This window comes from Novosphingobium sp. BL-A-28-Hi1-0D (genome assembly GCF_055521755.1).
This window is the reverse complement of the sequence record NZ_CM145502.1, coordinates 159,220-178,613: the sequence shown is the minus strand read 5'-3', so window position 1 is coordinate 178,613 and position 19,394 is coordinate 159,220. Positions and strand designations below refer to the sequence as shown.

General features: G+C 63.4%; 22 protein-coding genes, 1 tRNA gene and 1 pseudogene. 18 read left to right on the top strand and 6 right to left on the bottom strand.

Annotation, left to right across the window (positions count from 1 at the left end):
* Window positions 1-602: 602 nt before the first annotated feature.
* A tRNA-Arg gene (locus ACZ1JW_RS00865) sits at window positions 603-679 on the bottom strand.
* A gap of 61 nt (window positions 680-740) precedes the next feature.
* On the opposite strand from ACZ1JW_RS00865, the gene ACZ1JW_RS00860 reads away from it, so the two are divergent.
* Complete coding sequence (locus tag ACZ1JW_RS00860; protein ID WP_465125296.1) at window positions 741-1,466, top strand: queuosine precursor transporter; 726 nt, start codon at window positions 741-743, stop codon at window positions 1,464-1,466.
* Between the two features lie 248 nt (window positions 1,467-1,714).
* Here the strand turns inward: ACZ1JW_RS00860 and ACZ1JW_RS00855 are convergent, their stop codons facing one another.
* Both ACZ1JW_RS00855 and ACZ1JW_RS00850 read right to left on the bottom strand, forming a co-directional pair.
* Window positions 1,715-1,942 (bottom strand): PspC domain-containing protein, encoded by a 228-nt coding sequence (locus tag ACZ1JW_RS00855; protein ID WP_465125297.1) that lies wholly within the window; start codon window positions 1,940-1,942, stop codon window positions 1,715-1,717.
* A complete protein-coding gene (locus ACZ1JW_RS00850; RefSeq protein WP_465125298.1) occupies window positions 1,942-2,076 on the bottom strand; it encodes a hypothetical protein in 135 nt (44 codons plus the stop codon). The genes ACZ1JW_RS00855 and ACZ1JW_RS00850 overlap by 1 nt, the downstream gene beginning before the upstream one ends.
* 346 nt (window positions 2,077-2,422) lie before the next feature.
* Between ACZ1JW_RS00850 and rimP the strand changes: the two genes are divergently transcribed.
* Genes rimP through rbfA form a run of 7 tightly spaced genes read left to right on the top strand, consistent with a single transcriptional unit; the run spans window position 2,423 to window position 9,055 of the window.
* Window positions 2,423-2,983, top strand: coding sequence for a ribosome maturation protein RimP (gene rimP, locus ACZ1JW_RS00845; RefSeq protein WP_465125299.1), 561 nt, complete (start codon window positions 2,423-2,425; stop codon window positions 2,981-2,983).
* A gap of 3 nt (window positions 2,984-2,986) precedes the next feature.
* Window positions 2,987-4,630, top strand: coding sequence for a transcription termination factor NusA (nusA, locus tag ACZ1JW_RS00840; RefSeq protein ID WP_465141623.1), 1,644 nt, complete (start codon window positions 2,987-2,989; stop codon window positions 4,628-4,630).
* Window positions 4,611-5,357 (top strand): DUF448 domain-containing protein, encoded by a 747-nt coding sequence (locus tag ACZ1JW_RS00835; protein WP_465125301.1) that lies wholly within the window; start codon window positions 4,611-4,613, stop codon window positions 5,355-5,357. Before nusA ends, ACZ1JW_RS00835 begins: the two co-directional genes overlap by 20 nt.
* 5 nt (window positions 5,358-5,362) lie before the next feature.
* Complete coding sequence (gene infB / locus ACZ1JW_RS00830; protein ID WP_465141622.1) at window positions 5,363-7,954, top strand: translation initiation factor IF-2; 2,592 nt, start codon at window positions 5,363-5,365, stop codon at window positions 7,952-7,954.
* A gap of 23 nt (window positions 7,955-7,977) precedes the next feature.
* Window positions 7,978-8,124, top strand: coding sequence for a hypothetical protein (locus tag ACZ1JW_RS00825; protein WP_465141621.1), 147 nt, complete (start codon window positions 7,978-7,980; stop codon window positions 8,122-8,124).
* Window positions 8,121-8,657, top strand: a complete 537-nt coding sequence (locus ACZ1JW_RS00820; protein ID WP_465141620.1) for a DUF1697 domain-containing protein — start codon at window positions 8,121-8,123, stop codon at window positions 8,655-8,657. Before ACZ1JW_RS00825 ends, ACZ1JW_RS00820 begins: the two co-directional genes overlap by 4 nt.
* Before the next feature lie 2 nt (window positions 8,658-8,659).
* Complete coding sequence (rbfA, locus tag ACZ1JW_RS00815; RefSeq protein ID WP_144901759.1) at window positions 8,660-9,055, top strand: 30S ribosome-binding factor RbfA; 396 nt, start codon at window positions 8,660-8,662, stop codon at window positions 9,053-9,055.
* Window positions 9,056-9,058: 3 nt separating this feature from the next.
* On the opposite strand, the gene ACZ1JW_RS00810 is transcribed toward rbfA, so the two are convergent.
* Entirely contained in the window at window positions 9,059-9,655 is a 597-nt protein-coding gene (locus ACZ1JW_RS00810; protein WP_465141619.1) for a YceI family protein, read from the bottom strand.
* A gap of 82 nt (window positions 9,656-9,737) precedes the next feature.
* On the opposite strand from ACZ1JW_RS00810, the gene ACZ1JW_RS00805 reads away from it, so the two are divergent.
* From ACZ1JW_RS00805 to ACZ1JW_RS00765, 9 genes and pseudogenes are all read left to right on the top strand, one after another.
* Window positions 9,738-10,316 carry a thymidine kinase gene (locus tag ACZ1JW_RS00805; protein ID WP_465141618.1) on the top strand — a complete coding sequence of 193 codons (579 nt, stop codon included), beginning with the start codon at window positions 9,738-9,740 and terminating at the stop codon, window positions 10,314-10,316.
* Entirely contained in the window at window positions 10,313-10,846 is a 534-nt protein-coding gene (locus ACZ1JW_RS00800; protein WP_465141617.1) for a GNAT family N-acetyltransferase, read from the top strand. Before ACZ1JW_RS00805 ends, ACZ1JW_RS00800 begins: the two co-directional genes overlap by 4 nt.
* 14 nt (window positions 10,847-10,860) lie before the next feature.
* Window positions 10,861-11,568 carry a site-2 protease family protein gene (locus ACZ1JW_RS00795; RefSeq protein ID WP_465141616.1) on the top strand — a complete coding sequence of 236 codons (708 nt, stop codon included), beginning with the start codon at window positions 10,861-10,863 and terminating at the stop codon, window positions 11,566-11,568.
* Window positions 11,569-11,570: 2 nt separating this feature from the next.
* Window positions 11,571-12,482: a tRNA pseudouridine(55) synthase TruB gene (truB, locus tag ACZ1JW_RS00790; protein ID WP_465142814.1), complete on the top strand. Its 912-nt coding sequence runs from the start codon at window positions 11,571-11,573 to the stop codon at window positions 12,480-12,482.
* Window positions 12,483-12,487: 5 nt separating this feature from the next.
* Window positions 12,488-12,757 carry a 30S ribosomal protein S15 gene (rpsO, locus tag ACZ1JW_RS00785; RefSeq protein WP_039337765.1) on the top strand — a complete coding sequence of 90 codons (270 nt, stop codon included), beginning with the start codon at window positions 12,488-12,490 and terminating at the stop codon, window positions 12,755-12,757.
* A 162-nt stretch (window positions 12,758-12,919) separates the two neighbouring features.
* A pseudogene (gene pnp / locus ACZ1JW_RS00780) lies at window positions 12,920-15,233 on the top strand (polyribonucleotide nucleotidyltransferase).
* A gap of 96 nt (window positions 15,234-15,329) precedes the next feature.
* Window positions 15,330-15,851 carry a hypothetical protein gene (locus ACZ1JW_RS00775; protein ID WP_465141615.1) on the top strand — a complete coding sequence of 174 codons (522 nt, stop codon included), beginning with the start codon at window positions 15,330-15,332 and terminating at the stop codon, window positions 15,849-15,851.
* Between the two features lie 122 nt (window positions 15,852-15,973).
* The gene (locus ACZ1JW_RS00770; RefSeq protein ID WP_465125311.1) at window positions 15,974-16,198 is read left to right on the top strand and encodes a hypothetical protein; all 225 of its coding nucleotides are present in this window, start codon (window positions 15,974-15,976) and stop codon (window positions 16,196-16,198) included.
* A complete protein-coding gene (locus ACZ1JW_RS00765) occupies window positions 16,195-16,425 on the top strand; it encodes a hypothetical protein (protein ID WP_144901745.1) in 231 nt (76 codons plus the stop codon). The genes ACZ1JW_RS00770 and ACZ1JW_RS00765 overlap by 4 nt, the downstream gene beginning before the upstream one ends.
* Window positions 16,426-16,449: 24 nt before the next feature.
* Here the strand turns inward: ACZ1JW_RS00765 and ACZ1JW_RS00760 are convergent, their stop codons facing one another.
* Together ACZ1JW_RS00760 and ACZ1JW_RS00755 are read right to left on the bottom strand one after the other, a co-directional pair.
* Window positions 16,450-17,616, bottom strand: coding sequence for a GGDEF domain-containing protein (locus ACZ1JW_RS00760; RefSeq protein WP_465141614.1), 1,167 nt, complete (start codon window positions 17,614-17,616; stop codon window positions 16,450-16,452).
* A gap of 83 nt (window positions 17,617-17,699) precedes the next feature.
* Window positions 17,700-18,401, bottom strand: a complete 702-nt coding sequence (locus ACZ1JW_RS00755; RefSeq protein WP_465125313.1) for a GcrA family cell cycle regulator — start codon at window positions 18,399-18,401, stop codon at window positions 17,700-17,702.
* 96 nt (window positions 18,402-18,497) lie between these two features.
* Between ACZ1JW_RS00755 and ACZ1JW_RS00750 the strand changes: the two genes are divergently transcribed.
* The gene (locus tag ACZ1JW_RS00750; RefSeq protein WP_465126344.1) at window positions 18,498-19,376 is read left to right on the top strand and encodes an ABC transporter permease; all 879 of its coding nucleotides are present in this window, start codon (window positions 18,498-18,500) and stop codon (window positions 19,374-19,376) included.
* The last annotated feature ends 18 nt before the right edge of the window (window positions 19,377-19,394 follow it).

The window sequence follows — 19,394 nt, the reverse complement described above, 5'->3', positions numbered from 1 at the left end:
CTTCGGCAAAAGCCTAACCTCCGAAGGGAGAGGAGCGGGTTGGCCTTTTGCCCTCTCCTGACCTGTGGGCGGGGCGTATAACCTATATGGTTCGTTTTGTCAAGATGGTACGCAAGCACCGCTCGTCATTCCCGAGCAGAATGACCAAGTGGGAAGGGGTTTCTCGCAGAGACGCAGAGAAGAAGGGAGACGCGGAGAAGGTAAGGGGGGGGGAAGAGATTGGGGCCTGCGGCACTGTCGAACAGACATGCGGATCACCCACTTTCTCCTCCCTCTTATGAGTTTGGACCCTAAACCCCGTAGCGCTTCTTTCCGTTGCTCGTGATGCAGTAGCGTCCACCGCGCTTCCCCACGCAAACTTTGCCCCCATTGCAGGGGCATTTGCCGTCGTCGGTTGTGTCGCGTGATGTTGCGCCGCCTGCATATCCACGCCGCTTCTTTCGCCTTGCGTCTGCGTCGTTTGGGATGCCGACAAAGGCGGCTGATAGAACGCCAAAGATTAGTGCTCGGCGGTCCATTGTTCTTACCCCATGTTTACTAGAGGCAAATCAGAGCCACAAATCCAGGTGTCCAAAACAGCTTCAAAACCCCGGTTTATATATTGGCGCGCCCGGCAGGACTCGAACCTGCTGCCTCAAGATTAGAAGTCTCGCGCTCTATCCAGATGAGCTACGGGCGCGCGCCGGGTGTCCCATAAGCACGCTTTGCGGATCGTGCAAACCGGGTTAGCACTTGGCCCCATGAGCGATCCCCAGATTTCGAGAATCGACGGCACCACCAGCGCGCGTCGGCATTTCCGCTATTTCGACTATGTGATGGCCGCGTTCGTGGCGATCCTGCTGCTGTCGAACCTGATCGGGGCGGCCAAGCTCGCGCAAGTCGGCGGGTTCACCTTTGGCGCGGGCATCCTGTTCTTCCCGGTGTCCTACGTGATCGGCGACGTGCTGACCGAGGTCTATGGCTATGCCAATGCGCGGCGATGCGTGTGGATGGGGTTCTTTGCGCTGGTGTTCATGGCGTTCATGAGCTTCGTGGTGGTGGCGATGCCGCCCGCGCCGGGCTGGGACGGGCAGGCGGCCTATGAAAGCGTGTTCGGATCGACCTGGCGGATCGTGCTTGCATCGGTCACGGCGTTCTGGGCGGGCGAGTTCGTCAATTCCTTCGTGCTGGCGCGGATGAAGGTGCTGACCGGCGGCAGGATGCTGTGGACGCGCACGATCGGTTCGACCGTGTTCGGGCAGGCGGTGGACAGCCTGCTGTTCTATCCCATCGCGTTCCTCGGCATCTGGACGACGAGCCAGGTGCTGACGGTGATGGTCACCAACTGGCTGATGAAGGTGGTGTGGGAAGCTGTGCTGACGCCGGTGACTTATGCCGTGGTCGGCTGGCTCAAGCGGCGCGAGGGGGCCGACGTCTATGATACGGACACCGACTTCTCGCCCTTTGCGAAGGCGCCGCAGGTTTAGGTTTCAGCTCTCCTTACCCAATGTGACGTCACCCCGGCGAAGGCAGGGGGCCATTGCGCTTGTTGCGTTGCCCAACTGCCGTTTTGGATCCCGGCCTTCGCCGGGATGACGGGGTGGGGTGGATTTGTGGTGGTGAAAGCAAAGGCCCCGCCTCTCCGGGGGGCGGGAGAGGCGGGACTGGGTTGCGGGGCAGTTAGCAGGGTCGGGGGGGCTGGAAGGCTGACCCGCAAGATTCGGTCGGTCTGGGCTCAGTCGGCGATCAGGCCGATCAGCAGGTAGACGATGATCGCCGAGCCGAAGCCGAACACGGTGGCGAGCGCGAAGGCGACGCGGACCAGGGTGACATCGACGTTGAAGTAGTTGGCGATCCCGGCGCAGACGCCCATCACCTTGCCGCGCACCTTGTCGAGGCGGAAGCCGCCCTTGGTGCTTTCGATCGGGCGAGGGGCCGAATCATCGAAGCGAAGCTGGGTCATCAGATCATCTCCTGCATGGCAGCGGCAGGGGCCGCGCCGGTGTGGACGGGGGTGTGGACAGTGCCGGCGATCAGGGCGAGGCTCAGGGCGAAGGCGCTGGCAGCAGCAGCGATGCGGTTGGCAAAAGCGGTCATGGTGTGGTCCTCATGTGAACTGTTGGAAGCCGGTCTGGCTTATGCGAACAGCACTGCATGGGGCGTGCCAAACTGCGGGAATGGCGGAAATCCGCGGTTCTCAATCCTATGATGCGGATCGAGTATCTTTCTGAACGCTGAACAGTGGTGAAATCCACCAAGTTTTGGCGAGTGCTTGTTCTGCAGGTGATTGCAGGCTTCCGGCAAGCCCGATTGCGGCTTGCAATTTTCCCGCGACGAGCCTATCTGCGCCTCATCCCGACATTGTGAAAGCAAAGTCAGGCTGGCACCAGACGGTGCCGGCGAGGACCGGCTTTTGCGCGAACGGGGCGCTTTTGGAGATTGCATGGCTGATATCGTACGCATCACCGAGGTTATCGAGCCCGAGGCAAAGGCCCTTGGCTTCGATCTCGTGCGCGTGCGCTATTTCAAGGGCGGCGAGATCGGTGACGAGGAGCACACGCTTCAGATCATGGCCGAGCGTCCCGAAACCGGCCAGCTGGTGATCGAGGATTGCGCTGCCCTGTCGCGTCGCGTGTCCGACCGGTTCGACGAACTGGAAGAAGCGGGCGAGATGTTGCTCGAGGATGCCTATCGCCTCGAAGTGTCCTCTCCCGGCATCGACCGTCCGCTGACCCGCGCGAAGGACTTCGCCGCATGGATCGGCCATGAAGCCCGCGTCGAGCTGTCCGAACTGCAGGACGGCCGCAAGCGTTTCCGTGGGGACCTCAAGGGGTTCGATGCGGAAACCGGAACCATTTCCATCGAGGATGACGGCACGGTCTATGACGTGCCTTTCGCCCTCGTGGCCAACGCCAAGCTGATCCTCACGGACAAGCTCATCGCCGCTTCCCGCCCGCTCGACACCAGCGGCGCGGACGAGATTCTCGAAGAACAGGAAGACTGACCCATGGCCAGTGCGATTTCTGCAAACCGCGCCGAACTGCTCGCGATCGCCAACGCGGTTGCCACGGAGAAGATGATCGACAAGTCGATCGTCATCGAGGCGATGGAAGAAGCGATCCAGAAGTCCGCCCGCAACCGTTATGGCGCGGAGAACGACATTCGCGCCAAGCTCGATCCGCGCACCGGCGACCTGCGCCTGTGGCGTGTGGTCGAAGTGGTCGAAGTGGTCGAGGACTACTTCAAGCAGGTTGACCTCAAGCAGGCCGAGAAGCTGCAGTCCGGCGCGAAGGTCGGCGACTTCATCGTCGATCCGCTGCCGCCGGTGGACCTCGGCCGCATCGACGCGCAGTCGGCCAAGCAGGTGATCTTCCAGAAGGTCCGCGATGCCGAGCGTGACCGCCAGTACGACGAGTTCAAGGATCGTGCGGGCGAAGTGATTACCGGCGTGATCAAGTCGGTCGAATTCGGCCACGTGATCGTCAACCTCGGCCGCGCCGAGGGCGTGATCCGCCGCGATCAGCAGATTCCGCGCGAAGTGCCCCGCGTGGGCGAGCGTGTCCGCGCGCTGATCATGAAGGTCGAGCGTCAGAACCGTGGGCCGCAGATATTCCTGAGCCGTGCGCACCCCGAGTTCATGAAGAAGCTGTTCGCGCAGGAAGTGCCCGAAATCTACGATGGCATCATCGAGATCAAGGCCGCCGCCCGCGATCCGGGCTCGCGCGCCAAGATCGGCGTGATCAGCCGCGATTCCAGCATCGATCCGGTCGGCGCCTGCGTCGGCATGAAGGGCAGCCGCGTGCAGGCCGTCGTGCAGGAGCTGCAGGGCGAGAAGATCGACATCATCCCCTGGAGCGAAGACACCGCGACGTTCGTGGTGAATGCGCTGCAGCCCGCTACGGTCAGCCGCGTGGTGATCGACGAGGAAGAGAGCCGCATCGAGGTTGTCGTGCCCGATGACCAGCTGTCGCTCGCCATCGGCCGTCGCGGCCAGAACGTGCGCCTCGCCTCGTCGCTGACGGGCTCGGCCATCGACATCATGACCGAGGCGGAAGCTTCGGAGAAGCGCCAGAAGGAATTCGCCGAGCGTTCGAAGATGTTCGAGGAAGAGCTCGACGTCGACGAGACGCTTTCGCAGCTGCTGGTGGCCGAAGGCTTCACCGAGCTGGAGGAAGTGGCCTATATCGAGCTGTCGGAACTGGCGGCGATCGAAGGGTTCGACGAGGAACTCGCCGAGGAGCTGCAGAGCCGCGCTTCCGAAGCGATCGAGCGTCGCGAGGAGGCACTGCGCGAGCAGCGTCGCAGCCTTGGCGTGGAAGATGCGCTGGGCGAACTGCCGCACCTGACCGAAGCGATGCTGGTCACGCTCGGCAAGGCGGGCATCAAGACGCTCGACGATCTGGCCGATCTTGCGACCGACGAACTCATCGCCAAGAAGCGTGTCGAGCAGCGTCGTCGCAACGAAAAGGGCCCGCGCGAAAAGAGCGACCGGCCCGAGCGGTCCGAGCGTGCCGAGGACAAGGGCGGCGTGCTGGGCGAGTATGGCCTGAGCGAAGAGCAGGGCAACGAGATCATCATGGCCGCGCGTGCCCACTGGTTCGAAGACGAACCAGTAGCTGAGGAGGCCGCCGATGCGGATTCCTCACAATGAGCCGCTAAGCTCCGACATCGTTGGCAAGGCGCCGGCGGGCAAGACCCCGCCGGAACGCAAGTGCGTGCTGACCGGGCGTCATGATGCGCGAGGCGATCTTACGCGCCTTGCGATCTCGCCCGATGGTGACGTGCTGCCCGACGTCATGGCGCGTGCGCCCGGACGCGGCGCGTGGATCGGCGTCAACCGCGAAACACTTGAAAAAGCGATTGCCAATGGCAAGCTTAAGGGAGCGCTGGCACGTGCCTTCAAGGGTGCGCCGCTGAGCATTCCGGCAGATCTTCCCGAACGCATCGAGCAGGCCCTGCGCCGACAGGTGACCGACCGTCTCGGCATCGAACTGCGCGCGGGCAACGTGCTGCTGGGCACTGAGAAGATTGCGCAAGGGTGCAGGGCAGGGGCGGTGACGTTCCTTGGCCATGCCAGTGATGCAGGCACCGATGGTCCCAACAAGCTGGCTCAGGCTTGGCGTGTTGGCGAGGGGGCCGAAGGCACGGGCAAGAAGGGCATGATCTTGCCGCTAGACCGGGCGGCGCTGTCTGTGGCATTGGGCCGCGACAACGTCGTTCACCTCGCGCTGACCGATCCCGCCGCGACCGAACGAGTCGCAGCGCCGCTGCAGCGCCTGATGCATTTTCTCGGCCACGAGACCGAAACCGAAATTGACGCCGCCAAGCCCTATCCGGGCGCGGTTGCGGACGACGATATTGATACGAAGGGCGAATGAGTTCGATGAGCGATAGCGACAAGAAGCCGACGCTGGGCCGCAGGCCACTGGGTCTGAAGACCTCGGTCGAGGCCGGAGAGGTCAAGCAGACCTTCAGCCACGGTCGCACCAACAAGGTGGTGGTCGAAGTGAAGCGGCGCAAGCTGATGGGCCGCCCCGGCGAGGCTGCGCCAACCGCAGCGCCCGTCGCCGCGCCTGCCGCGCCGACCCCGGTTGCGCCTCCGCCGCCTCCGCCGCCCCCGCCCCCGCCCCCGCCGCCTTCGGCAAGCCGCGAAACACGTCAGGAAATGCAGGCTCGCCTGCTGCGCGAAGCCGAGGAAGCCCGTCTCGCCGCGCTTGAAGCGGCCAACCGCCGCGAGCAGGAAGAGCGCCTGAAGGCGATCGAGGAAGAGCGCCGCCGCGCCGAAGAGAAGGCGAAGGCAGAGGCTGCTCCGGCACCGCAACCGGCGCCCGAGCCGGAAGCTGCGCAAGCGCCCGAAGCTACGCCGGTTGCCGCCGCGCCTGTAGCCGCAGAGCCGGAAGTTGCTGCCAAGCCCGAGGCTGCGCCCGCAGCCGACGAGCCCAAGGCCGCAGAAGCTGCGCCTGTCGTCCCTGCGCCGCGCCGGTTCACGCCGGTGGCTTCGGCTGCTCCCGCCAAGCGTCCGGAGCCAGCGGCCAAGAAGCCCGCAGTCAACCCGCGTGACCGCAAGACTGAAGACCGCCGTGGCGGCAAGCTGACCGTCACGCGCGCGCTCAACGAGGACGAAGGTGCGCGCGCCCGTTCGCTCGCCGCATTGAAGCGTGCGCGCGAAAAGGAAAAGCGTGCCCACTTCGCCGGCCAGTCGCAGCCGCGCGAGAAGCAGGTGCGCGATGTGGTCGTGCCTGACGCGATCACCGTGCAGGATCTTGCCAACCGCATGGCCGAGAAGGCTGCGGACCTGGTGAAGGCGTTGTTCAAGATGGGCATGATGGTCACCATCAACCAGACCATCGACCAGGACACTGCCGAACTGCTCGTCACCGAATTCGGTCACAACATCCAGCGCGTCAGCGACAGCGATGCCGACATCGATACTTCGGCAGATGTCGATCCGGAAGAGTCGCTGAAGGTCCGTCCGCCCGTCGTGGCGATCATGGGCCACGTCGACCACGGCAAGACCTCGCTGCTCGACGCGCTGCGCGGGACCGACGTGGTGCGCGGCGAAGCCGGCGGCATCACGCAGCACATCGGCGCCTACCAGATCAAGACCAAGGGCGGTGACTACATCACCTTCCTCGACACGCCGGGCCACGAAGCCTTCACCGAAATGCGCATGCGCGGTGCCAATGTCACCGACATCGTCATTCTGGTGGTTGCGGGCGACGACGGGCTGATGCCGCAGACGATCGAGGCGATCAACCACACCAAGGCCGCTGGCGTGCCGATGATCGTGGCGATCACCAAGTCGGACAAGCCCGAGTTCAATCCGCAGAAGATCCGCGAGCGCCTGCTCGAGCACGAGATTCTCGTGGAAGCGATGTCGGGTGACGTGCAGGACGTTGAGCTTTCGGCCAAGACCGGTGCCGGTCTTGATGAACTGATCGAGAAGATCCTGCTTCAGGCCGAACTGCTCGAACTGCGCGCCAACCCGGATCGTGCGGCTGAAGCCACCGTGATCGAAGCCAAGCTGGACAAGGGCAAGGGGCCGCTGGTCACCGTCCTCGTCAACCGCGGCACGCTCAAGGTCGGTGACATTCTGGTGGTCGGCACCCAGTCGGGCCGCGTTCGCGCGATGCTTGATGACAAGGGCCGTCAGGTCAAGGAAGCCGGACCTTCGCTGCCGGTCGAGGTTCTGGGCCTCGGCGGCGTGCCGATGGCCGGTGACACGCTGACCGTGGTCGAGAGCGAAGCCCGGGCCCGCGAAGTGGCCGCGTACCGTCAGGAACGCGCAACCGCCAAGCGCACCGTGCAGGCTCCTGCCAGCCTCGAGAACATGTTCTCCGCGCTCGCCGCGAAGAACACGGTCATCGAGTACCCGCTGGTGGTGCGTGCAGACGTGCAAGGGTCGGTCGAAGCGATCGTCAATGCGCTCAACAAGATCTCGACCGACGAGATCAAGGTCCGCATCCTGCAGTCCGGCGTGGGCGCGATCACCGAAGGCGACGTCAATCTGGCCCAGGCCAGCGGCGCGCCGATCGTGGGCTTCAACGTCCGTCCGAACGCCAAGGCGCGCGAGCTGATCGAGCGCAACAAGGTGCGGATGAAGTACTTCGACGTGATCTATCAGCTCACCGACGACATCCGTTCGGAAATGGCGGGCGAGCTGGGTCCGGAGGCAATCGAAACGGTTGTCGGCCGTGCCGAGGTCAAGGAAGTCTTCCCGGCGGGCAAGAAGGACAAGGCTGCAGGTCTGCTCGTGGTCGAGGGCGTTATCCGCAAGGGGCTGCATGCACGTCTCACGCGCAACGACGTCATCGTCAGCCGCACGACCATCGCGTCGCTGCGTCGCTTCAAGGACGACGTGGCGGAAGTCCGCGCAGGCCTCGAATGCGGCGTGCTGCTGCAGGACACGAACGACATCAAGGCTGGCGACCAGCTGGAAGTCTTCGAAGTCGAGATGCGCGACCGGACTTTGTGAGCGAACGAGGGAACTTGGCAGGCATGACTGTAAACGAACGTTTGTTCGTTTGCGGTCTGGCCGACAGGTTCGATATCGCGCTCAGCGAATGGGATTTTGAAACCCTCCAGCGGATCTTTGCGGAGATCGGCTTGGAGGGTTACGACCTCCAGCAATTGCGCAAGATATGACCCGCTATGTCGCCCTGTTCGGATCGATCAACGTCGGCGGCAATCGCGTGACGATGGCGGATTTGCGTTGGGCTTTCGAGCGGGAAGGGCTGACCGGGTTGGAGACGGTGGTGGCGAGCGGCAATCTGCTGTTCGACTATGATGACCGACCGCTCGATGGGCTGGAGGACCTGTTCTCCCACGTCATGCTCGACCGGTTCGAAATCAGGAGCTTCGTTGCAGTGCGCGACCGGGCAGCGATTGCCGAGGCGGTTGAGAGCAATCCCTTTACCGGCATCGGCAAGGACAATCTGGTCCATACCCTGTTCCTTGAGCGCGAGCCGGACCGGGCCGCGTTTGACAAGCTGGCGGCGGATCAGGCGATGCGAGGCATGGAAAAACTCGCCATCGGCAAGCGCAGCATCTATATCGATTTCGCGAACGGCGTGGCCGAAAGCAAGCTGACCGGTGCGTTTATCGAACGCCGCCTCGGCTGCCGGGGCACCGCACGCAATGTCCGTTCGATTGCCCGTATCCTTGCAAAGATGAGTTAGACTTGGCCAAGCAGACCACCCCCGAAAACCGCTCTGTCCGCTTGCTCAAGGTGGGTGAACAGGTGCGCCATATCCTGTCGGAGCTGCTGACCCGGCAGGAAGTGCACGACGACGTGCTGAGCGCGCATACCGTTTCGGTGACCGAAGTGCGCATGTCTCCCGACCTTCGCCATGCCAGCGTGTTCGTCAAGGCGCTGCTGGGCGAGGACGAGGAACTGGTGCTGAAGGCGCTGCGCTCGAACACGGCCTACTTCCAGCGTGAAGTGGCGCAGCGGTTGCGGCTGAAATATGCCGCCAAACTCAAGTTCCTGCCCGACGAGAGCTTCGATGTGGCAAGCCGGATCGAGACCCTGCTGAGCGATCCGAAGGTCCGCCGCGATCTCGACCCTCAGGATTGAGGTTCAGGCCGGGACCATCTGCGCGTTGATCGTGATGGTGACCGACTTCGACACGATCAGGCGATAGGCGTTCATCCCGAAATCGGTGCGGTCGATCTTCGCCCTTGCTGAGAGGCGGATCGGCTCGCGCCCGGTGGCGCGGGAGGGCGGATCGGCGAAGCTGACTGTCAGGACCGTCGGGCGGGTAACGCCGCGCGCGGTGAGATCGCCGCTTATCGTGGCGGTGACCGGGCCGGTCATGGTCATGCGCTTTCCGATGAAACGCACCGAGGGATAATGGGCAACGTCGAAGAAGTCGGCGCCTTTCAGACGCTTCAGGGTGACCTGATCGCCTGCTTCGAGCGCGGTGGCATCAAGCATGACGTCGAGGCGGATCGCATCGAGGTGGTTGGGGTCGAGGTCTATCCCGCCGGTCACCGCCGGGAAGCGGGCTGTCTTGCTGGCTATGCCGAAGAAGCCGACTTTGGCGTGGACTTCGCTGCGTGGGCCGTCGAGACGGTAGCGCAGGTGGCCCGGGTTTGCAGGGGCGGCCAAGGCAGGAGCCAGACTTGCGGCTGTCGCCAGGAGCAGCGCAGGCACTTTGCAGAGGTTGCGGTGCATTCGCTGTTCCTTGTCGATTATCCGGAAACAAAGGCAGAAGCCCTCTGGCGTTCCCGGAAGTCCTGCGTATGGCTTGTGGGCCATGGCCAAGCTCTATTTCTACTACGCCAGCATGAACGCCGGCAAATCGACCAATCTCCTGCAGGCGGACTTCAACTACCGCGAGCGGGGCATGGCGACGATGCTGTGGACCGCCGCGATCGACGACCGTGGCGGCGCTCGCGATATCGAGAGCCGTATCGGTCTTCATGCCGAAGCCCATCGTTTCGATCCTGCTACCGACCTCTGGAGCGCGGTGAAAGCTGCCCATGTTGTACAGCCGCTGTCGTGCGTGCTGCTGGACGAGGCGCAGTTTCTGACGCGGGAGCAGGTGTGGCAACTGGCGCGGATTGCCGATGAGGCGGGTGTGCCGGTGCTGTGCTACGGGTTGCGGACCGATTTTCAGGGCGAGTTGTTCGAGGGAGCGGCGGCCCTGCTTGGCATTGCGGACTCGCTGGTGGAACTGAAGGCCGTCTGCCACTGCGGGCGCAAGGCGACGATGAACCTGCGGGTGGATGATAGCGGGGCGGCGGTGCGGGCTGGAGTGCAGACCGAGATCGGCGGGAATGACCGCTACGTCGCGCTGTGCCGCAAGCACTTTTCGGAGGCGATGCAGGGATGAGCGGTGACCGGCTGTACGTGCCTCTGGCCGATGGCGAACTTCGGCTCGAGATCCTGCGCGAGGATCATCGCGAGGGACTGCGGCAGGCTTGTGCCCAGGATGACGAGATCTGGGACATCTATCCGTTCAGCTACCGGGGCGAGGCGTTCGATCCGCAGTTCGACAGCCTGCTCAACTCTGCACCGCAGCGGCGACCCTATGCGATCTTCGACGGAGAACATCTGGTTGGCATGACGGCCTGGATCGAGCATGGGGCGCCGGGTTGGTCGGTCGAGATCGGCAACAGCTATATCGTGCCAGCTGTTCGCGGCACCGGGTTCAACCGGCGCTTGAAGCGTCTGATGATCGGCCATGCCTTTGCCTGCGGGCTGGAGCGGGTGGCGTTCAAGGTGGACGCCATCAACCTTCGCAGTCAGGCTGCAGTCAGGAAGGTTGGCGGAGTGCAGGAGGGCGTGATGCGGCATGAGCGGCGCACGTGGACGGGAAGAGTGCGCGATACCGTGCTGTTCTCGATCCTGCGCGATGACTGAATGAGTAAGACGAGATGAACCCCGAAGGTCTGGTCTGGCAGATTGCCACGGTTGCGATCCCGATGATCCTTGCGATCGTGTTCCATGAAGTGGCGCACGGCTGGGTGGCGCGGGCGCTGGGTGATCCGACAGCGGCGGAGCAGAAGCGGCTGAGCCTCAATCCGCTGCGCCATGTCGATCCGTTCGGGACGATCATCCTGCCGGGCTTGCTCAAGCTGACCGGGGCGCCGGTGTTCGGCTGGGCAAAGCCTGTGCCGGTGGACTTTCGCCGCCTGCGCAACCCGCGCTGGGGGATGGTGCTGGTTGCAGCGGCAGGGCCGTTGACCAAATTCGTGCTCGCCTTCATTGCCGCCATCGGGCTGGGTCTGCTGGTGCGGGCGACGGATTCTATGGGTGAGCCGGGGCTGGGCGCGCTGTTCCTTTCGGACAACCTGCGCAACTTCCTGATCGTGAATCTGTTTCTGGGGGCCTTCAACCTTATCCCGATCCCGCCGTTCGACGGGTCGCGCATCATGATGGGGGTGCTACCGGCGCCGTTGGCGAGGGTTTATGGTCGAATGGAGCCGTTCGGACTGCTGGTGGTGTTCGCGCTGCTGGTGATCCTGCCGTATTTCTGGCCGGACCTGCATCTGGTGCAGCGGATCGTCGGCCCACCGGTTGAGTGGCTGGGGCAGCATCTTACTAATCTTGCCGTTGCGGTCGCCGGTCCGGAGCCGATGTGAGCATGGTCGATGGCTGGATCATTCTCGACAAGCCGCTGGAGTTGGGTTCGACGCAAGGGGTTGCGGCGGTAAAGCGCAACTTGCGGCAGGCGGGTTTCGGCAAGTGCAAGGTGGGCCATGGCGGGACGCTTGATCCGTTGGCGACCGGCGTGCTGCCGATTGCGATTGGCGAGGCCACCAAGCTGTGCGGACGGATGCTCGATGCGAGCAAGGTCTACGCGTTTACGATGCGCTTCGGGGTGGAGACGGACACGCTCGACCTTGAAGGCAAGGTTGTGGCGACGAGCGACGTTCGCCCGTCTTGGGATGAGATCGAAGCGGTGTTGCCGCGCTTTACCGGGCCAATTGCCCAAGTGCCGCCAGCCTATTCGGCGCTGATGATCGATGGCGAGCGGGCTTATGATCTGGCGCGCAAGGGCGAGACATTCGAGATCAAATCGCGCGATGTCACGATCTGTTCGTTGGTTGCCGAACCAGTAGACGACGTCGCGCGGGTTGAAGAATTGACACTTACAGCCCATGTATCGAAAGGAACGTACATCCGCAGCCTTGCTCGCGACATCGCTCGTGCGCTTGGTACTGTCGGGCACGTCACTATGCTGCGCCGCCTGAAGGCCGGGCCGTTCGATATCTCCCAAGCGATTTCGCTGGACAAATTGAACGATGTGGGTAAAGGCGCGCCCCTTGAACACGTACTCTTGCCGCTGGAGGCAGGGCTGGTCGACATCCCGGCTCTCTCCCTCGATCCCGAGCAGGCAAGGGCGGTCCGTCAGGGCCGCGTTCTGACGGGATTGCCCTTCGAGGACGGGCTTTACTGGGCGAAGGCTGGCAATGTGCCGGTCGCGCTGGTGGAGCTTTCGGGCGGAAGCCTGAAGGTCTCGAGGGGGTTCAACATACCGGATGTCGCGGAGTAAATGATATGTCGATTACCGCAGAAAAGAAGCAGGAAGTCATTGCAGCACACGCTCGCGCCGAAGGCGACACCGGTTCGCCGGAAGTCCAGGTCGCGATCCTGACCAGCCGCATCCAGACGCTGACCGAGCACTTCAAGTCCAACCACAAGGACAACCACTCGCGTCGCGGCCTGCTGATGATGGTCAACAAGCGTCGATCGCTTCTCGACTACCTGAAGAAGAAGGATGTGGGTCGTTACAACGACCTGATCCAGAAGCTCGGTCTTCGCAAGTAACCAAGCGAAGCGGCCCCAAGTGGGCCGCTTTTGCTTTCTGGCGTCCTCGCAATTCGGTGAGGTGCCTCCGGGGCAAGATAAACGGCCCCACACCGGACCGGGACGGTACTCCCCGGCAGCAAACCCCGCTCGCAATAGGGCGCGCGGGCTGAAGGATGTAAAATGTTCGACGTCAAAACCGTATCGCTGGAGTGGGGCGGAAAGACCCTCACTCTCGAAACCGGCCGCATTGCCCGTCAGGCTGACGGCGCGGTCCTCGCCACATATGGCGAAACTGTGGTCCTTTGCGCGGTCACCGCGGCAAAGTCGGTGAAGGAAGGCCAGGACTTCTTCCCGCTGACCGTCCACTACCAGGAAAAGTATTCGGCAGCCGGCCGCATTCCGGGCGGCTTCTTCAAGCGTGAGCGCGGCGCGACGGAAAAGGAAACGCTGGTTTCCCGCCTGATCGACCGTCCGGTCCGCCCGCTGTTCCCCGAAGGTTTCTACAACGAAATCAACGTCATCGCTCAGGTTCTGAGCTATGATGGCGAGACCGAACCCGATATCGTCGCGATGATTGCCGCATCGGCTGCGCTGACCATTTCGGGCGTTCCGTTCATGGGCCCGATCGCGGCTGCCCGCGTCGGCTTTGTCGAGGGCGAATACGTTCTCAATCCGAAGCAAGACGTTGCGCTGGCCGAAGGCCGCCTCGACCTCGTGGTTGCCGCAACCGACACCGCCGTGATGATGGTGGAATCGGAAGCCAAGGAACTGAGCGAAGACGAAATGCTCGGCGCCGTGCTGTTCGCGCATGACGAGATCAAGAAGGTCATCGGCGCGATCATCCAGCTGGCCGAGAAGGCCGCGAAGGAGCCTTGGGAAATCGACCTGTCGGACAACACTGCCGACATCAAGAAGAAGCTCAAGGACATCGTCGGCAAGGATGTTGCTGCAGCCTACAAGCTGACCGACAAGTCTGCGCGCTCCAACGCTCTGAACGAAGCCCGCGCCAAGGCGAAGGCTGCGTTCGCCGATGAAGGCCCGCAGACCCAGATGGTCGCAATGAAGACGATGAAGAAGGTGGAAGCGGACATCGTCCGTGGCGCGATCCTCAAGGACGGCCAGCGCATCGACGGTCGCACCACCACGCAGGTCCGCCCGATCGAAGCGATCGTCGGCTTCCTGCCGCGCACGCATGGTTCCTCGCTGTTCACCCGTGGCGAAACGCAGGCGATCTGCACGACCACGCTGGGCACCAAGGACGCCGAGCAGATGATCGACGGGCTGGAAGGCCTGCGCTACGAAAACTTCATGCTCCACTACAACTTCCCGCCCTATTCGGTTGGTGAAGTTGGCCGTTTCGGCGCTCCGGGCCGTCGCGAAGTGGGCCATGGCAAGCTGGCATGGCGTGCGCTGCACCCCGTGCTGCCGACCAAGGAAGAATTCCCTTACACGATCCGCATCCTCTCGGACATCACCGAGTTCGAACGGTTCGTCCTCGATGGCAACCGTCTGCGGTGGCTGCCTTTCGATGATGGACGCGGGCGTTCCGGTGAAGCGTCCGGTTTCGGGCATCGCCATGGGCCTCATCCTTGAAGGCGACAAGTTCGCTGTCCTGTCCGACATCCTGGGCGACGAGGACCACCTCGGCGACATGGACTTCAAGGTGGCCGGTACGTCTGAAGGCATCACCACGATGCAGATGGACATCAAGGTTGCGGGCATCACGCGCGAAATCTTCGAAGTCGCGCTGCGTCAGGCCTCGGAAGGCCGCGCGCACATCCTCGGCGAAATGACCAAGGCACTGGGCGAGGCACGCACCGAGCTTTCGGCACACGCTCCGCGCATCGAGACGCTGCAGATCGACAAGTCGAAGATCCGTGACGTCATCGGCACCGGCGGCAAGGTGATCCGCGAGATCGTGGCGACCACCGGCGCGAAGGTCGACATCGACGACGAAGGCCTGATCAAGATCTCGTCTTCGGACCTGACCCAGATCGAAGCTGCACGTCAGTGGATCCTCGGCATTGTCGAGGAAGCCGAGGTCGGCAAGATCTACAAGGGCAAGGTCGTGAACATCGTCGACTTCGGCGCTTTCGTGAACTTCATGGGCGGCAAGGACGGTCTCGTCCACGTCTCCGAAATGAAGAACGAGCGCGTGGAAAAGCCGACCGACGTGGTGAAGGAAGGCCAGGACGTTTACGTCAAGGTCCTCGAGATCGACCAGCGCGGCAAGGTTCGCCTGTCGATGCGCGTTGTCGATCAGGAAACCGGTGCGGAACTGGAAGATACCCGTCCGCCGCGCGAACCGCGCGAGCCGCGTGGCGATCGTCCTGACCGTGGTGATCGTCGTGGCCCCCGTGGCAACGACCGTGGCCCGCGTCGTGAAGGCGGTGACCGTGGTCCTCGTCGCGAGGGTGGTGATCGTCCGCGTCGTGACCGTGAAGACGGCCCGGCTCCGGATCACATGCCGGCGTTCCTCAAGTCCGACGACTGAGGCACGGCCAGCAGGCCAGACAGAAAGGGGCTCCACCGCAAGGTGGGGCCTTTTTCGTTTGCGAAACGGTGAGGAATTGCTGCGAGAGTTCTACGAATGGAGAGCCCGCTCGACAATGTGCCCGACAATGTGATCGTGTTCGAACGCAGCGCGCGGCGCGATCTTCGGTGGTGGATGATCGGGATTGTGGGCGCGCTGTTTCTGTCAGCCGCGCTCACGGTCCGACCCGAGGACAACTGTAGCGAAGACGGCGCATGCGCGCCGTGGCTGGTGCCGTTGGCAGGCGTGATGGGGGCACTGGCGCTTGCTGGAGCGACAGGGCAATTGCTGGCCAATACCACGGGCGGGAGCAGGCTGGACCTTGCGGCCAGGACGTTGGAGTGGTGGCAGGGACGCACACGAAACCATCCCGGCGATCACGGGGCGATTGCGCTGACCGATATCGCGCGCATTGCCATCCGCCAGCGGGACGAGGATAGCGAGGCCGTCAGCCTCTATGGTCATGATGGCGAACGTCAGGCCTTCTTCGACAGCGACGTGATTCCCTGGCCGCCCGAGGACTGGGCGCGACGGTTGGTGAAGCAGGTTCCTTCAATCGTGCTCGACCTGTCTGACTGACAAGCTTTCCGTTTGCCTTTCAGCGCATTCGGGTCCACTGCCAGAGCATCGGTGAGATGACCAATGTAGGCTTCACCGGCTGAGAGACCTTCGCGCTCCCGCTTACGCAGTGGGAGCCGCTCGTGGACCTCAACCATTTCTATTCGCAGCACCAGATGTTGCTGATGCGGGCCACCGCCAGCACCTCTGAGCGCGTGCGTGCGCGCCATCTCGGCATGGCGCAGGACTGTGCTGCAACCATCAGCGCCTACCAGCTTGGCCAAGGCGCCTCGGCAGCGTTCGACTGGACCAATCCCGTCAAAGAGGCCGGGCACATCGCCGGGGCCGAACAGGAGTACCTCGCATGAGCCGTGCCATGAACCTCAGCGTTACCGAAGCCAAGGTCCGCGCCCGTTGCGAAGCCGCCGGCGTTGCCATCAGTGCGCTTGAAGTGCTGCCCTCGGGTGGCACGCGCCTGGTCTGTACACGCGAAGAAGGAGCCGACGAGATGCGCGTCGTGTTCAAGTCGAGCATGATCGAAGGCCGCGTTCCGCGCTTTGCCTTCCAGCGCAGCCAGAACTCGCAGTACGGCTGAACGCTATGCCCGGATGCTGCCATATCAGGCAGCGTCCTCCATGGGCGGCGGGGGTGTGCCTGCAATGAAGATCTGGTTCCTGCCTGCCTGCTTGGCGGCGTAGAGCGCTTCGTCCGCAGCGCGCAGGGCGTCGCTTCGGGCGGCATAGGCAAAGACGTCGGCAATGCCACCCGAGAATGTCACCCGACCGAACGGCATGTCCGTGGCGCGGTTGATCAGGCGGCGTTCGGCTATCTCCTCGCGTGCGGATTCCAGACGCTCCCACGCTTTTGGCAGGCTCATGCCCCTGAACAGCACGGCGAACTCTTCGCCACCATGCCGGGCGACGTGGCAACGCGAGTCGGAAATGCGCGAAAGCGTATCGGCCACAGTCTTGAGGACTCGGTCACCTGCCGCATGGCCGTGACTGTCGTTGATCCGCTTGAAGTGATCGATGTCGCAGAACGCGACGTTGAGTTCGTCGCCTGCCTCGCGCGCGGCGGCGGTTTCGCGGTCCAGCAGGAGTTCGAATGCGCGCCGGTTGGGCAAGCCGGTGAGGTGGTCCTCGTCGGCGATGCGGCGGGCTTCGTCGAGGTTCTTCTGCAGCGCCTTGGTGCGCTCCTCGGACTTGTTCAGATCAAGCTCGATCTCGCGCGTGCGATGGATCATCGCCTTGGCGAGGGCGGCAAGTTCGGTGATGACGATTCCGGCGCGGCTTACCTGTTCGAGATCATCGACATGCTGTTGCAGCGCTGCGCCATAGGCGCTGGTCGCGTCTCGAGCAGAGTTGGCGGTCTTGCTGAAGTCCTCAAGGCTTTCCTCCAGCCGTGACATCAGCGCGGCGAGGATCTGGTCCGAGGTGTCGCCCTCTTCCTGGTGCAGGACATTTTCGAGCCATTGCAGGGTGATGGGTTTGCCAGCTTCGGTCCGCTCGAGGATCATCTGCGCGAGCTTCGGCTTGGCGCCGGTAACGCAGTCGTAAGCGACCTCCAGCGTCCAGGGCATGACTTCGAGGTCATGATCGATCAGGAAATCGGCAACCTTGCCCAGGAGGCGTCGCTTGGCCGGTAGCCAGATCTCGCGCGGGGTGATTGCCGGGGCCGAAGCCGCATTGCCGTTGCCTTGGGCTCCATCATTGTCTTCGCCCGGTGCAATGCCGAGCCATTGGAGCAGACGCGAACGCGAACCGCGCGCCGAGGGATCTTGTGTCATGCTCTCCAGAACGGCAAACGCCGCGCGGCATTAACCACGCGGCGCTGCAGTTATGGCGAGCTAAGGGTTCGCCCTGAGTTCGATCAGCGGACGCGCGGACCACCGAAAGGCATCGGCGGCGGAGGGCGGCGATGGCCGCGCGGAAGCTGTGCCTGATAGGCGCGGCCGCAATGCTCGACGCAATAGGGGAAGCCGGGATTCACCTTCTCGCCGCAGAAGTGGAAATCCGGTTCGCCCGGATGGCCCATCGGCCAGCGGCAGATGCGATCGTTGAGATCGAGTAGGCTGGTCTTGTCGGCGATTTCGGGGCTGGGCCGAGCTGGCACGAGGCGGCGCGGCGGCGCGGGCGGGATCGGAGCCTGCTGATCGCCCGGACCCTGGCGCAGGAATCCGCCGGGGCCGACCGAAACGATGCGCGGCTGGGGTGCGGGCGTCGGTGCGTCGCTTGCTGCCTTGGCTTCGGGTGCAGGCGCAGGGGCTGCCGCGCGGGGTGCCGGGGCAGGGGTAACCGGAGCTGCGGGCGCGGCTGGACGAGGTGCTGCAGCAATCTTGGGTTCGGGCGGCGGCGCTGCGGGCTTGGCCACCTTGGGCGCAGGCGCGGCTGCAGCATCGGGCTTCTCGTTGGCCTTGACCGGGGATGGACGTGCCTTGAGGCCGAGGCGGTGAGCCTTGCCGATAACCGCATTGCGGCTGACCCCGCCGAGCTCTTCGGCGATCTGGCTGGCGGTCGACCCGCCCTCCCACATCTTGGTCAGCTTCTCGATCCGCTCTTCGGTCCAGCTCATGCCTTCACGTTTCCTTCAAAGCCGAAAGGTCGGCCGTTAAAATCTGCCCGGTCGGCAACCTTGCCAATGGCGAGCCAGCGCGATACCGCGATGGCCATGGCCAATCAACCGCTACCCCGTGACGGGGCGACTACCCGCAACGCCGGAACTTTCACCCCGCCCGGACAACCGGTGTTCCGTGGCTTCAACAGGCTGGGGCTGTGGACCCTCTATATGAAGGAGGTCCGCCGTTTCTTCAAGGTCCAGACCCAGACGATCTGGGCTCCGGCTGTCACGACGCTGCTTTATCTGATGATATTCACGCTGGCACTGGGCGGTGGAGCCAATGGCGGGCGCATGGTGCTGGGCGTCAACTTCGCCAGCTTCGTCGCGCCGGGGCTGATCGCGATGGGCATGATCAACAATGCCTTCGCCAATTCGAGCTTCAGCCTGCTGGGCGGAAAGATCCAGGGAACAATCGTCGACTACCTGATGCCGCCGATTTCGACGGGCGAGCTCATGGCCGCGCTGGTTGGCGCTGCGGTGACGAGAGCCGTGCTTGTCGGCCTTGCCGTGGCCGGTGCGATGATGCTCTGGCCTGGCGTCTCGCTCAAGATCGCGCATCCCTGGGCGGTAGTCTGGTTCGGCCTGATGGGTTCGATCCTCCTGGCGATCGTGGGTGTGCTGACGTCGATCTGGGCGGAGAAGTTCGACCACAACGCGGCCGTCACGAACTTCGTGATCACGCCGCTGTCGATGCTGTCGGGCACGTTCTACGTGATCGACAATCTGGCACCGGCGTTCCAGGCGGTGAGCCGGATGAACCCGATCTTCTACGTGATCTCGGGCTTCCGCTTCGGCTTCCTTGGTCAGAGCGACATCGGCGACACCAACACGGCCGTCCTGCACGGCGCGATCGGACTTGGCGTTCTGAATCTCGCGGCCGGTGCGCTGCTCTATGCGCTGCTGCGCTCGGGCTGGAAGCTGAAGAACTGAGATGCGGTTTTGGGGGCG